11 protein-coding genes and 2 tRNA genes are annotated in these 14,010 nt (G+C 39.1%); 1 reads left to right on the forward strand and 12 read right to left on the reverse strand.

Going from position 1 to position 14,010, the window contains the following annotated elements; translation table 11 throughout:
• Positions 1–7: 7 nt before the first annotated feature.
• From cas7e to cas3, 4 genes are read right to left on the reverse strand one after another with little or no spacing between them, the layout of a single operon-like run.
• Entirely contained in the window at positions 8–1,096 is a 1,089-nt protein-coding gene (cas7e, locus tag BP861_RS03790) for a type I-E CRISPR-associated protein Cas7/Cse4/CasC (protein WP_292372751.1), read from the reverse strand.
• Positions 1,097–1,126: 30 nt separating this feature from the next.
• Positions 1,127–1,633: a type I-E CRISPR-associated protein Cse2/CasB gene (gene casB, locus BP861_RS03795; protein WP_292372753.1), complete on the reverse strand. Its 507-nt coding sequence runs from the start codon at positions 1,631–1,633 to the stop codon at positions 1,127–1,129.
• A 19-nt stretch (positions 1,634–1,652) separates the two neighbouring features.
• Positions 1,653–3,248, reverse strand: coding sequence for a type I-E CRISPR-associated protein Cse1/CasA (gene casA, locus BP861_RS03800; RefSeq protein WP_349680996.1), 1,596 nt, complete (start codon positions 3,246–3,248; stop codon positions 1,653–1,655).
• A 16-nt stretch (positions 3,249–3,264) separates the two neighbouring features.
• Positions 3,265–5,997, reverse strand: coding sequence for a CRISPR-associated helicase Cas3' (gene cas3 / locus BP861_RS03805; RefSeq protein WP_292372755.1), 2,733 nt, complete (start codon positions 5,995–5,997; stop codon positions 3,265–3,267).
• Positions 5,998–6,193: 196 nt separating this feature from the next.
• On the opposite strand from cas3, the gene BP861_RS03810 reads away from it, so the two are divergent.
• Entirely contained in the window at positions 6,194–6,331 is a 138-nt protein-coding gene (locus BP861_RS03810) for a hypothetical protein (RefSeq protein WP_292372757.1), read from the forward strand.
• Positions 6,332–6,579: 248 nt separating this feature from the next.
• Here BP861_RS03810 and BP861_RS03815 read toward each other — a convergent pair.
• The 8 genes from BP861_RS03815 to BP861_RS03850 form a co-directional block, all read right to left on the reverse strand.
• A tRNA-Leu gene (locus tag BP861_RS03815) sits at positions 6,580–6,662 on the reverse strand.
• Between the two features lie 140 nt (positions 6,663–6,802).
• Positions 6,803–6,887, reverse strand: a tRNA-Leu gene (locus BP861_RS03820).
• A 513-nt stretch (positions 6,888–7,400) separates the two neighbouring features.
• Positions 7,401–8,618 carry a homocitrate synthase family protein gene (locus tag BP861_RS03825; RefSeq protein ID WP_292372759.1) on the reverse strand — a complete coding sequence of 406 codons (1,218 nt, stop codon included), beginning with the start codon at positions 8,616–8,618 and terminating at the stop codon, positions 7,401–7,403.
• Between the two features lie 423 nt (positions 8,619–9,041).
• Positions 9,042–9,869 carry an NAD(+)/NADH kinase gene (locus tag BP861_RS03830; protein ID WP_292372761.1) on the reverse strand — a complete coding sequence of 276 codons (828 nt, stop codon included), beginning with the start codon at positions 9,867–9,869 and terminating at the stop codon, positions 9,042–9,044.
• A gap of 1 nt (position 9,870) precedes the next feature.
• Positions 9,871–10,677, reverse strand: coding sequence for a bifunctional fructose-bisphosphatase/inositol-phosphate phosphatase (locus BP861_RS03835; protein WP_292373269.1), 807 nt, complete (start codon positions 10,675–10,677; stop codon positions 9,871–9,873).
• Positions 10,678–10,942: 265 nt separating this feature from the next.
• Positions 10,943–11,959, reverse strand: a complete 1,017-nt coding sequence (locus BP861_RS03840) for a type II glyceraldehyde-3-phosphate dehydrogenase (protein ID WP_292372763.1) — start codon at positions 11,957–11,959, stop codon at positions 10,943–10,945.
• A 467-nt stretch (positions 11,960–12,426) separates the two neighbouring features.
• A complete protein-coding gene (locus BP861_RS03845; RefSeq protein ID WP_292372765.1) occupies positions 12,427–12,615 on the reverse strand; it encodes a CooT family nickel-binding protein in 189 nt (62 codons plus the stop codon).
• 231 nt (positions 12,616–12,846) lie between these two features.
• On the reverse strand, positions 12,847–13,728 hold the full coding sequence (locus tag BP861_RS03850) for a damage-control phosphatase ARMT1 family protein (RefSeq protein WP_292372767.1): 882 nt from the start codon (positions 13,726–13,728) through the stop codon (positions 12,847–12,849).
• Between the last annotated feature and the right edge of the window lie 282 nt (positions 13,729–14,010).

Here is a 14,010-nt window from a genome sequence, read left to right on the forward strand (position 1 = left end):
GCTGGCTTTACTCTACTACGAACTTCAAAATCCCTTGGAGTGATCCTTCCCCTGTGTAAGCGTTCATTTCAGTTTTGTCTTCACAGCATTTTCCGTAAACACTCTCAATTTTCTCATGAGTACTATTGAGTTCTTTTATGGCACTAGCAAGGAGATCTTTTTCTTCTAGGGCTTTCAGGAATGCAACCGAAAGTGAACGCGGTTGCTGTTTTCCTTTTTCTGCCAATACGTACGAGGCATAAGCTCTTGAAGCAAAGCTATTTTGTTTTCCAGTAGGTGAGACTGTTAAAGCTGATTCTGTAAGAGCTTGAAGCGCTTTTTTAGTGAGTTCCTCATCTTCTTCCAGATTCTCTTTGAGTAAATCACGGTTTATGCATATATAAATATAAAACAGACCTGCTGCGAACTCGGTTTCTCCGAGGTGTCCAGAACCCATATCTTCTTCTCCATTATTGAGATCGTCTACTGCAGTAAAGAAATCATCTTCGACCGCAACTTTATGGACTGTTACTGCATGAGAAACCTGTACTGCAGCTTCCACGTTATACTGAGTATTAGCTGCAAGCATCCTTCCAAACATTGCAATATCAACGGCAGTATTATTCTTCCTCAATATATTGTGATCTTCTTCAGTTAATTCCCTGCCGCTTTTTGCAAGGTCTATAATTAACTTCTCAATAGTCCCTATTTCTTCAGGACTGAAGTGAGCAAGCTGTTCTATTTCAAATCCTTCTTTTTTTAATTTTCCAAAAGCTGATGCAATTTGTTTTGAAATTTCTCCAGCTTTCTTTTCCTCCATTTTTGGATATGTAGTTGAAAACTCAGATTTTCCTTCAAGAATATCAGTTAATTTTACACCAGTTGTTAGGGACTTGTACACAAAATTTCCCATTTCTTTTGTTCTGATGCCTACATGACCTGAAAGTGCTTCTTTAAAAATATCCGAAGCCCTCCAGGCTCTCTTCAAGCTTTGCGAAGAGATTCTCAGACGCTGGGTCCCGCCCATGACTGCAGTTTTTGGCCTTCCGAGGTCGTCCCTGTTAAGGTTTGATGGTGGGTACGACGTAAGCACATGCAACTGTATAAAGTCTGTCAATTAATTTTCCTCCTTATATTTTTGAATAATTTACTTTTTCTTTTCAACAGGTATATTTTCATAATATTCGTAAGCCAATCGCTTCTTTGTGCGCTCATTCCAGAAGTAAATGCTTTTTGCAAGGTCGAAAATATTCACACGTCCATCTAAGAGCCGGACTATGCGTATCATTGTTGTAAACAGGTCATTTCGGTCTTGTATCGTGAGCAATCTTCTAAATCGCAGGTCGCTTACAACAGCTTTCTGGCTCCCCTGTTTAGGTGTAGACATTTGGGCTGAAAGACTTGAGTTCGTGTCACTGCTTTTAACATGAGAGAGCACACCAGCTATTGCAGCTAGCGCTTCCTGGTTTATTCTGAATTCTTTCAGTTCTTTTCTCAGACTATGAAAAGAAGGGGTAAACACAACTTCCACAATATTGTGACAGTGTCTCAACTCTGCTCTCTTACCCCGACTTTCATCAAGATTTTCCCACCACTCAAGAAATATCTGGCGGGTTTCTGGGTCGGAAAAGGATATCGTGTTCTTATTTTCCAATCTGGATCACCTGCATTTATCATTTTGTTGGATTCTTAAGAGGCAAATCTAATATCTCCTTTACTTTTTTTCCGTTCTTAGAATTGTATTTGAGAAGGTCTCTGCGGGCATCTGCTATGCGCTTAGGGTTTGCAATTCCTATGAAATCTGACTGGGAATATTCATCAAACAAATCCACAGCCTTCCTTGACAGATAATTCAACCATTTCAGCTTTGTTTCAGCTTTATTTTCTCCATTAAGTATTATTTTATGCAGTTCATAGAGAATGTTATAAAATTCGGGTTCTGTATCTTTCCAGAATCGACTTTCTACAAAAGAAAAACTTCCATTTACATTATGATTTGAGTCAAAAATTGCAAGTTTTATGCAACTTTTTATGTTATTTACAATGTATTCAGAAATTTTAACTAATTGTATTGTCGTTTGCTCGTAATCGATTTTGAGATTTTCTTCCACTGTAATTAAGGGCATTTGCCCTTCATACCAGCATCTTGTAAGAATGTTATTGTGAATATCATACCCGAAAAACCAAATTCGAGGTTCATGTTTAAAAAAGGAGTCTACATATGAAAGTTTTAATCTTCTTTCATGGAATTTGTGAATTGTTAAGGCATTTTCCCCTATTTCACTACTGTTAAAAACAAATCCAGGCCAGTATTTGTAGGTTATTCCTCCTTCATTCACATGATAGGGAAATTTTCTATCTTTATTGTTATAATAAGGAGTAAGCGGGTGCCTCCACAATTCTCCATATGCCTCTCCATAGGATTTGGTAAAATAACTGCTTATCGGGTTTTTTATTTTAGACCCACAAACATCACATACGCAGTCTTTTTCATCTGGGGGATAGTTGACTACTATTCTTCGAGGCATAGCCCAGAAAATCCGGGCAGGATTTACATTGGAAAGAGAAACCTCTCTGCCATTTTCACTTGTACATGTTGGTGCCATCCAGGGAAAAATATCGGCATCATTAATTTTCATGGCGTTTCCATGTTTTTCATTATCAAATTCTTCACTTTCAATAATATTTAACCAGATAGTTTGCCAGAGATATTTTCCTCCAACTATTGTTGTTAGTGGTCCACCTCCTCTTAATGATGTACGGTGCCCACGCCCTCCTTGAGGTGCATTTGTCTGTAATGTGAATAGAGCCGTGGCAAGGCAGGACCTGCAAATCTGTTTTACAGTCCCACTTTTAATAAATAGGTCTCTTCCCTGGCTCTCAAGTAAGAGCATTTCAATAGGAATTTCATCTTTTTTCTTAAAATCTTCAACCTTAAGCTCATAATCCTGCATAAAACGTGATCCTTTTCCATCAAGATCAAAAACATGAGCTACTTTTTCAAAGGCAGTTTTCAAGATCTTTGGAGATGGTGGATTCATTAACACATTTTTCCAGGCTCTTTCATTCTTTGGAGGCATTGTTGTCTGCACAAGGCCTATAAGAAACTGTATAAGTGCTCCATTAAAATCGGGACGAGAGAACGCCAATTCCACAATTGGGTTTTCTAATTCGAGGCCTTCAGTAAGCTGCCAAGGTGCAATAGTTTCTTTTGTCCCGTCCTTTTTTTGGACTGGTATCCACCTTTCATGAATCAGATTGAATGCGATGTGTTTTCCCTCCTTCTTACTTTTCTATACTTAAGCCCATTTTCTGTTTATAGCATACCTGTACTTCGTGATTGTATTCATTTACAGCAACACCTGCCCATTCATTGTTACCTGCTGGGAGCATTGGGACAAGTATAGACCACTTTCCTTTGTCCGGCATTGAATCCAATGCTTTTTTAACTTCAACTTCCAGTGTTTTTTCATAGTTTCTAGCTTTTTTAATCTCGCTTTTTCTTACGCTTACCTGGCTTAGTTCCCAGGAATAACGCTCATCTTTAAAGAAAGGAGTAAGATGTTTTCCATCCCATTTTGCAAGTCTAAATAATACTGTTTCTTCACCAAGCCGGGTTGGCGTTATAAGATCGTCAACCCACTGAGCAGGCGTCCTTTTGTATTCTTCTTGAAAATTCAATGAATTCAGATTAGCTGCATCAATTTTTGCCCTCGATTCTCCTTCTGCTTTGTTTTCCCATATTCTTAAATTTGGAGCAACTTTTTCTATTGAATGTTCTCCAAAAACATCCTCAATTAGAAAACGCAAATCTTCAGGGACAGTAAATTGTCCTTTTTCCGCTAGCAGACGAGCTGTAAGCCAGAGTTTTCCATGGTTGGGGTATACAAAAGCAGCTTTAGGGAAAAAGTCAGCATACCAGTTTTCCTGTGGACTTTCTGTAAGCTCTGGAGCAAAAATACCAAATATGGGCACTCTCTGGCTACCATGTTTCGAGTGCCTTTGGAGTCTCCCTACTCTTTGGATTAGCAGATCGATAGGTGCAAGGTCACTTATCATATAATCAAAATCAAGATCCAATGATTGTTCTATTACCTGAGTTGAAATCAGGATTTTTCCTTTGCGTGTAGATTCATTGGATTCTTTTCCAAAAATCTTCAAAACTCTATTCTCGATTTCTAAACGCTCGCCCATGACAAAACGAGCATGGAAAAGATCGACTTTTTCTTCTCCCAGTATATTTACTAGTTTTTCATAAGCATCAACTGCATCGTCGACAGTATTCCTTATCCAGCAAACACACTTTCCTTCTTTTGAGGTATTAACAATCTTTTCTTCGACTGAAGCCTGCTCATTAAAAAATTCTACGTAGATTGTTCTTCCAGTTCCTTCGCGAGTGTCAATTTGAATTTCTTTTGCGTCCATCTCACTTACATGAGTCAGGAGCGGATAAGCTGTTTCCTTCAGACTTCCGCAGGCTACTCCTAATCCTTTGCAAAAGCTATCTGCCAATCTCTGTCTGAGTTTTGCAGGAATAGTTGCAGAGAGCAAAATTGCGCTGCCCCCTAGAGAGGCATGAAGTTCCAATAATTTACATAATAAAGTGTTCATGTATGAATCATAGGCATGAACTTCATCAACTATCAGCACACTGCGAGTCAAACCAAGTATTCGAAGGGACTGGTGGTATGTAGGAAGAACTGCCATTATAGCCTGGTCTATAGTTCCGACTCCTACGTCAGCTAACAGAGCCTTTTTTCGGCTGTCTGCAATCCATTTGCTGCACTGGGCAGAGATCGTTTCATCTTCTGTTGTTCCAATCCTGCTGTATTGTTTAATCTCCTCTACTTCGCGAAAACCTATGGAAGTTCGAAATTCATCAGAAAGATAGTTACTGCTGTGAGCTAACATTAACGAAGGGTCTGAATTGTCCTGGAAAAACTTTCTGTAGGTCCTTACTAGCCTTTCATACATCGCATTGGATGTTGCCATAGTTGGTAGTGCAATAAATATACCATTGGCAAGCCCCACTGACATCAGTCTGTGTGCAAGAGTTAATGAAGCTTCAGTTTTTCCATTTCCTGTTGCTTCTTCGATTATGAAAAGTTGAGGAATCTTTTCTATAGGACATGAAGATACATGTAACTGCAGTGGACTTGGAGGTTTAATATTAGGGAACAGAACTTCCATTCCTGTATTTAAAGAAACTGTAGAAGGCAAAACCCCAGAGTCATATAGGGCTTCCTTAGCGCTTTTAAGCGCATGTTTGTTCCAGTATTCCTCAAGTGACATCGGCTCAGAAACATATTTGAAATAATTGTTATTGGATCCTATCCAGTCACACAATACAGTAAGACCTGCAAGTAACCAGGAAGATTTTTTAAATTTTAATATAAGGTTCTCAAAAGGGTCTCCACTGTCATCATCTCTTATTGCAGCATTGAAGTCTATGCCTGAAAACAACTGGAGTACACTCTTTACGAAAATATAGGCAATCTCAGTATCTTCTTCTGTGAAAAGTTCTTTGCAGTTTACAGGAACGCCGTGAATTTCATACTCCGGAGGTTTTCCATGATGACCAGCAACTGCTTTTATCAATGGTTCAATCGCTAGGTCCCAGTCATAGATATCATAATCCAGATTATTTAAATTAAGACAATTTTCATCCCACAATCTCTTCCATATAGAACTCCATATAAAAAATCCCATACTATCATGCCGCAGTATATAGGCCCTGTTACTTTCATGATGGCGAAGTTCTTTTAACAGATCTGGCTTAAGGTTCTGAAACCTTTCTGAAAATTTTCCTAAATCATGAAGAGTTAGAAGAAGGGGAATCAGAGATTGAGTTTCTTCCTTATTAAGACCTGTTAATTTTGTAATTCTTTTTGCCAAAAGCTTGTCTTTTTCCAATAATAGAGTTCCAACAGCTGCAACATCCAAGCAATGATATACAAGTAAGTGATAACTATTCTTATCTTCTTTAATAGGACCGGATTTTCCCCAATTGTTAAACATTAAATTATTAAATGAGTTGTCCATATTATCACGTATTTTTCAAATTAAATAAAACTAGTGAACCTTACATGCTCATTATCAATATCTTATATATGTATTTCTAAAATTAATTATAATAATAAATGAATTAAACTGAAAAATAGGACAATAATCACGTAGTAAAGCGTTTAACCTAATATACAATAATAAACATCTAATGTCAAAGCTTACACTCATCTCCACAATCTATTCCCTTGAACCTGTTATTATCTGCGTGACTAGGCTTTCCCCTTCGAAAATTATACTGCTGTCAGAGGAGGGGCGGATGGCAAGAAGTTGCGGTCTGAGGAAATGATTGAAAAAATCTATAAAAACGCGCGTGAGATTGAGAAAAGGTATACAGTTGTTTATTTGCCACCGTTCCTAATATATAAATTAGTGCTAGGGGATGGAATTCGAACCCACGAAATCCTTTGATATCAGATCTTAAATCCGTTGCTCTTGACTTGGCTCCTTGCCGTAACTCAGCGAAATTAAAACCGGATTAGATAAATAAAGAGAAAAAGATCTTAAGCAAGAATAGAAAAACCATAATAATTTTAGTGCAGGAGAAGGGATTCGAACCCCTGAACGCCTTCGCGAAACGATCTTGAGTCGTTCACCGTTGACCACTTGGTTACTCCCGCTTGTTGTCTTATATGTTTGTCTAAATATTATATAGTCTTCCTGATTATCTCTTGAGTTTGACCCCTTAGTATCCATCTTACCGCACTCAAAAAAGATGTAATAAGAACCAGATAATTTAATAAAAAAGAAAAAAGTTTGATGCGAGAGGTGCGATTCGAACGCACGAACTCCTACGAGAATAGGCTCTGAACCTATCGCCTTTGACCTGGCTGGGCAACTCTCTCATGTTGAAAGATAGTTTTTTTGTATTCGTCTATTCTTTACTTAAATATTATTTTACTGCTAATTTCTTTCCTTTTTCTCGAGTCTTCTTAAAACATTTAGTCCTGTATGTTAGACTCTGAATCCAGCGCTTTTGACCTACAATCATCACAATTTAGCAAACTGAGAAATAGGGATAACCTTATTTATAACATTCAGGCTTTCGGAAGTCCTAAATTCTATATTTTATACATCGAGTACAATTCTAGGTATGTTGGAAAAAATGGCTGAAGGAGCTAAAAACAAGTCACTGTAAAAAGTCTTTATATTGAGAATGAGAAATTTGTATATATGAGCTCATCCCAAAACTAGTTTTTATTCGACATCAATAGAGTTTGAAAACCATTTCCCACCTCTTCAGATCGATTGATTATTCAAATTCCAGCTTTTGTGACATAAGTATGAGTTTTATGAGTTTTGGGATAGGCTCTATGACAAAAAATTAATGCATAAAACCTTCTCATCTCTGACTGGTTTCAAATAGAAAACTTCTCCTCTCTCTTTTCAGTTGTTTTACTTTCCTGTCTTACCTGAGTAATTAGCCTTTCAAGCTGGTCCCGTGAGATGCTTTTGTGTTTTTCTTCAGTGCAGACCTTGACTTTCTCGATCAGGGCGCAGAGTTCCTCCCGCTCAAGACAGAAACCTATGCTATTAATAATGCCTTGGAGGGCTTTTGTGCCTGTGTGCTTTCCGACAACAAGGTTGCGCTTCCCGCCTACCATTTCAGGGAGGAAGAGTTCATATGTACGCGGCTCTTCGAGGATTGCAGCAACGTGAATTCCGGATTCGTGGGTAAAGGCATTTTGCCCGACAACGGCTTTGTTTACCGAAGGCACAATACCTGAATATTCCGAGACCATTCTGGAAAGAGTAGTCAGCTTTGTCGTATCATAGCGATCTATGCCATACTGTATCCTGAGGGCTACCATTACTTCTTCAAGGGAAGCGTTTCCTGCCCTTTCTCCGATTGCGTTAACTGTAGTATGGAGTTGTTTTGCTCCGGCTTCGGCGGCTGCAAGGGTATTTGCAGTGGCCATTCCAAGGTCATCGTGGCAGTGAATACATATAGAGGTATTGACTTCTTTGAAAATTTCGCTAACAAGATAATGGGTTGTAGTTGGGTTCAGGATACCTACAGTGTCTGCAATGCTTACGTACTGCACCTTATATTCTTTTTCAACTTCCTTAAAAGCTTGCTTCAGGCGATCTATCGGGGTTCGACTTGCGTCCTCGGCTGCAAAACGTATTTTTAATCCATGGTCGGTTGCATATTCAATGGTTTCCTTGGCGCAGCCAAGCATCTCTTCAAAACTTCGGTGATACTTGTATTTGAGGTGCATGTCTGACATTGCGATGAAAATACTTACAATATCAACATCACATTCAAGGGCAGCGTCCACATCACCTTTTACTGCTCTTGAGAGGCAGCAGATTCTTGAATTAAAGCCCTGATTTGCAATTTCCTTCACGGTCTCTTTCTCATTTGCGGAAACCACCGGAAATCCGGCTTCTATAACCTCAACGCCCATCGAATCAAGCTCACTGGCCATTGCCAGCTTCTGTTCTTTCGTGAATACGACACCTGGGGTCTGTTCGCCATCGCGGAGTGTCACGTCACAGATTTCTATATCTAGGGGGCGATGTTTGATAAAATCCATAAGTTTATTTCTAGAGTACTGCTCGTTCTCTGACATTATTACTACTTCCTGTGATTTTCAATTATTGTGAGGAATTTTCAATTATTGTTAATGATATTTGGATAATTTTTAATGATATATAGGCCATCTGCTTGAAAAATAACTCAAAGGCTTTAATAAGGAGGTATCAGGGTTCAAACGCCCATAAAAGTCAGAAAATCTTGTATCTCGTCAAAATTAAGCATAGCTTAACCTTCACATGTATAAATGTTTTCCTTGAAGGAAAATTGTTGCCGGTAGCAAGGCTTTCACAATTTCACGAAGGGTAATTTATTTTGAGAATATTTGACCTTATTTAGGATAGCTAAAATATTGATAAGATAAAGGACTCCAGAGATTCAAAAAATAGATTCTAACGGATTCAAACTTCAGGGATAATCGGGGTTATGAGAAAATCAAAAATTAGGCAAAGTTTTTTTCTCAGGCAAGTTTCCTCTGAACCCGTTCATAAAAACAGCTATCCGAAATCTTTACAAAACGTGCAGGATATTTGGATTTCTTAAGTTTGACGATATCATCAGGCTTGATTCTGTAAGATTTCTGTCCGTCAATTGCAATTACGGCTTCTTTTTTTGGAGCCGCCAGCTTTATTGTAATCTCGTTATCAGACGGGATGACCCAAGGCCTTGAGGAGAGTTTGAATGGAGCTATAGGGACAACCACGATAGCATTTACCCTGGGATGTATAATAGGGCCACCTGCACTCATCGCATAGGCAGTAGAGCCTGTAGGAGTTGCAAAAACAACACCATCCGCACGCATCGAGTCAAGAAGGCAATCTCCGACATAAACCTCAAACTGAATGATCTTCGCGGGCTTTGCAGACATTATCGCAATCTCATTCGTTGCGGTCTCAACCATCTCTCCGTTAAGGAAAACATCGACTCTCATTCTTTCGCTGTACGAAAAGCCGTAAAGAACTTCTTCTATGGTTTCAAGGGCGTCGTTGGGTTCGACATCTACAAGAAAGCCGAGCGTACCCATATTAATTCCAAGTATAGGAAGAGGATCTCTCATTTTGGCGATATTACGGAGGACTGTACCGTCGCCTCCTACACTGATAATGAGTTCCACTCCTTCTTCCCTCATTTTCTCAACCGGAATCCCTTCGATCCCGAGCACCTCAGCCGTGGGAGTGGAAACATAAATTTTGACTTTCGAGCTGAAACGGGCCAGAATTTCCCGCACTATTTCAAGAACTTCAGGCCTATCACAACGTGAAGAGATTCCTATTTTTTTAATTGCCAACTTATCCTCCCGAAAGTAATTCTAAAAGCTTTTCGTGCACAAGTCCATTGGATGCGACCATTTCCACTCTGGCTGTAACATTGTCCGGAAGTCTCAGAGAGTTACCATACCCATCCGTGACAAGTCCTCCTGCTTCTTCCAGAATCAGTTGGCCTGCTGCAACATCCGTAACACGCAGAGCATTTCGAACATCTACAAGAGCATCAAGTCTTCCTGAGGCTACATAGCACAGCTCGAGAGCTACACTCCCAAACAATCTTACCCTTCTGATGTTTTTGTATATCTTTCGGGTTCTCTCTATATTTTGCCGGTAACCGTACACACTTACACACAATTCCCTCAGATCTGTGTTAAGGGAGGGTTTGATGCTTTTTCCATTTAGGTAAGCTCCTTTTCCGGCTTCGGCATAATATTCCTCGCACAGCGCAAGGTTACTTACATACCCAAACCTCAGGTCTGAAAGGTCAAAGGAGGTCACAGCAAGTGAAATGCTGTAGAAAGGAATCCCCACAGAGGAATTATAGGTTCCATCAAGAGGATCAAGAACAATAGAGAACTCGGGAGAATCTCCCAAAATAAGCTCTCCTATTTCCTCGCTTATAATTCGCATGGGCCTGCCATCGTCTTTAAGAACCTCTAAGATAGCGTCCTCTGCTGCACGATCTATTCTAGTAGTCGGAGTTCCGTCAGCTCCCATACAAACAAAGCTATACGCTGCATCAGTACTTACAAGATCATAGATAGAGTCCGATGCGGCTTTGAAAGCCTCCCGAGATAATTTCAAAAAGCTTGAATCTGTTGAGTCCATATCTGAGCCATTTTTTCCAGTTGAAAGTTTCAAGTTATATTCTCCTTACGCAAAACATAAGGATTTAGAGTTTCGATTATTGATTTTTGTAAGAAATCCAATGTGAAATATATAATATGAATATAGAACACTTGAGTTTAAAAAATATTGTTCCAGATATTCAGATTAAATATCAGGAACAACTTAAAAGCCGGAGTCTATTGACACTTAGATTCCGGTACTCTATTTTTTATTTATTTATTTATTTATTTATTTATTTATTTATTTATTTATTATACAGGCCAATAGCTTTATTTGTCTTTTCAATTGACTTTGAACCGTCGCTCTCAAGTTCCATCATGGCTCTTATAGCGTCCACGTTTTCTGGAACTACAATTGACTCCTGATGGACGGCCTGGAAGAAGTATAATTCCTTTTCATTTACAGTAATGGAATCTGGCCAGATGCAGTTCTCCCACATATCATTTCTGGGGCGGCCCATATCCCGTGAAAATTCCATAATTTCGGCTGTCGACGATATGCCCTGTCCTACAAGACGGATTCTTGGCTGGGAACCAAAGATATTCTTAACGTCTTCTGCAGTGCAATCCTTATTAACTTCCATATTTACAGTATGTACGTGCATTAGTGTTGTTGGGATCTTCAGGGCTGCACTTGTAATATTGATCTGCGGAAGTACGCTTTTTACATCAGGTCCATGGTGGGAAGGAAGCTTGATCGGATCAGGTACGATTGCATTAATTGGCCCTTTCTTTACATCGTTAGGATCGGCTGCCCTTCTTGCAAGCACTACTCTGACTTTTTTCACTCCCAGTTCCTTATCTATTGGGTAAATAGCCCTACAAAGTGCTGTAGTATTGCATGAAACAACCCTTACTAGGTCACGACCCACAGCCTGATCGTAATTGCAAACAGCATTAAAGGAGAAACCTGTAAGTGAATGATCTTCGCCGCCCTGCCAGATTGCTTTTACTCCGGCCTTTTCATATATAGGCTTATTTCCTTCCCCGACTCCCCCGGGCGTACAGTCCACAACAAGATCAGCCTTTTCGACCATTTCTTCAATCGTTCCAGCTGCAGGTATTCCGGCTTTTTCAAAAGCCTCGAGATTTGCAGCTGGAGCGTATATGTTATATCCCAGCTGGTGAGCCACTGCAGCTTCGTAGTTTGGCTTTGTTTTGGAAACTCCGATAATTTCCATATCATCCTGAGCCCGTACGGCATCTGCAACTCTTTTTCCTATAGTTCCGTAACCATTTATTGCGATTTTTGCTTTAACCATTTATATCCTATCCTGTTTAATCCTCTTCTACCCAACTCGAGATATAGCCTAAATCACTGAAAATTTAAAAATTTTGCCGGAGATCATAATTCCGGACAGTGGATCATATAAGTTCAGAATGTAGGCATAAATTTAAGATGTATCCACAGGTTATAACTTTTCTTATAATTTTTGCCGGTTTGTTGCAAACTGCCCGACACGTAATCCAAGATATCCTGCTTTAGCAGACCTTCTTCGAATGTCTTGACTTAAATCTGAATCTGTATCTTGGAACATATGGAGTTATAGATAAAGTCAGATAAATGCTTTTCCCGAGAGTTCTTATTAATTAAGGAATCTAGAAGAGAGATTCAGATATTCGGGAGCTTACAGATCCTTTTTCTATGAGTTATGCCCGAAAACTGAGAAATGACAGAAAAAGCGGGAAGAATATAAAATTCAAAGAGATTAATGAAAAATAAAAAATTTTAATTTGCAAGGATAAGAGCTTCTCCCCGTGAGAAGTTAACTTCCTTGATTGAACCTTCTATAGTTATTTTGTCTCCGAGAATTCCGGTAAGCTGGATTGAATGGCCTTCAACCAGGATCCTAGCGACAGAATCCATAATTCTCTCACGCTTGTCTCCACGGAGTAAGAAAACATTGATTTCACACATCTTTTTTATTTCTCCTTTTGATTCATTCCGATTTATTCAATTTTGTTGATCTTATTCAGCAGAATACTTATCATGCTCAGCTAAAGTATATTTTATTCAATGTATAACGTTTTTAATGTGTATTTTATGCACTGTATAACGTTTTACCACATGCATAAGTTGTTTTATGCTAATACCCATTAGTGAGCCTGATAGATAAGAAGCTTCCGAAAAATCCCTTTGAGGAAAAACTCAGGGATAGTTCATCAGTTTTGCAACAGATAACCCCTGCTCAAGCCCAAGATCTTCAGCAACACACTCACATTTTGTAAGAAGCATATACGCAATAGGCCCGAAATTATGCTCGGAGAGAGTTTCGTAATTAGCCATACCTTTGCTGATTATAAGGGTTGAATCCTTCATGGCTTTGAGCAGTTCGGCCGGAGCTTCCTCAACTAGGACACCTACGGCATTTGAGCCGGTAGTTAGGATTCTGTCGACTTTTTTATCAATTTCAAATTCTTTTATTTCTTCTAAAGTCACGTCTGTCAGAATTGGTCCGCCCCGGACTACGAGTGTGATCTTTCCACCGAGTTTTTTGATAATATCAAAAACGAGTGTATCAAAGAGAATTTCTCCGCAATTGTCGGCAATGTAAACAGTATCCTGCAGGAGTCCAAGCATTTTAGGCGTGTCATCTACATCAAGCCCGTGTTCGAAATATTTCCTAAAAGCAGCCTCAAATTTATCTTCACTGGCCTCAAAGCCCATAATTCCGAAATCAAAATAATTAGCGACCACGGATGCCAGTACTGCCCGCCTGAAAAGCTCCCCGTTATCTGGAGAATTCTCATATATTTTCTCTTTTGCTACAGGCAGTACTTTCAGTGCGGCCTGGTTGATAAGTTTCTTTGTTACGTCATAAGGGTCATTGTCTTTCAGAACTTCATAGCATTTTCTGTGAACTTTAGTGGCTACGGAAGCAGATACTGCTTCAGGGTTATAATACTTTGTCACAACCTCAAGGCATTCCTTGATGGTCTTGCTTATAAGGTCTTCATCATCAGTAGAAAGCTTAGACTGAAAGTGTACTCTTGAAAGGAGACAATAGGTACAGCGTGGGTTCATTTTCATAGGAACATTTCCTGTTTTTTGATCAGAAAATAACTTTTGCCAGATTGCTATAGATATTTGCGGCAAATATGATAAGAGTTTACTCTTCCTGATAGAATGGATGTTTAAAAAGCTAACTGAAACTGGAAATATCGAAAAGTTTAGAACAGATGGGCTATTTGGACTCTACAACCATTAAAGAAATCAAATCAAAAATATGAAACTGGAAAGTAATACAGGATAGAGGGAAATATGAAAGTAATATCGGATACTTGAACAAGAGAGAAGTAATGCAAGGATATC

Origin of the sequence: Methanosarcina sp. UBA411 (genome assembly GCF_002495725.1) — an archaeon.
Classification (GTDB): domain Archaea; phylum Halobacteriota; class Methanosarcinia; order Methanosarcinales; family Methanosarcinaceae; genus Methanosarcina.

What these genes read in the sequence shown, in the direction of transcription:
- cas3 (WP_292372755.1), bottom strand. Translation starts at nt 5,997, where the DNA reads ATGTTTAACAATTGGGGAAAATCCGGTCCTATTAAAGAAGATAAGAAT.
- BP861_RS03810 (WP_292372757.1), top strand. Translation starts at nt 6,194, where the DNA reads ATGTCAAAGCTTACACTCATCTCCACAATCTATTCCCTTGAACCTGTT.
- BP861_RS03825 (WP_292372759.1), bottom strand. Translation starts at nt 8,618, where the DNA reads ATGTCAGAGAACGAGCAGTACTCTAGAAATAAACTTATGGATTTTATC.
- BP861_RS03835 (WP_292373269.1), bottom strand. Translation starts at nt 10,677, where the DNA reads ATGGACTCAACAGATTCAAGCTTTTTGAAATTATCTCGGGAGGCTTTC.
- BP861_RS03840 (WP_292372763.1), bottom strand. Translation starts at nt 11,959, where the DNA reads ATGGTTAAAGCAAAAATCGCAATAAATGGTTACGGAACTATAGGAAAA.
- BP861_RS03845 (WP_292372765.1), bottom strand. Translation starts at nt 12,615, where the DNA reads ATGTGTGAAATCAATGTTTTCTTACTCCGTGGAGACAAGCGTGAGAGA.
- BP861_RS03850 (WP_292372767.1), bottom strand. Translation starts at nt 13,728, where the DNA reads ATGAAAATGAACCCACGCTGTACCTATTGTCTCCTTTCAAGAGTACAC.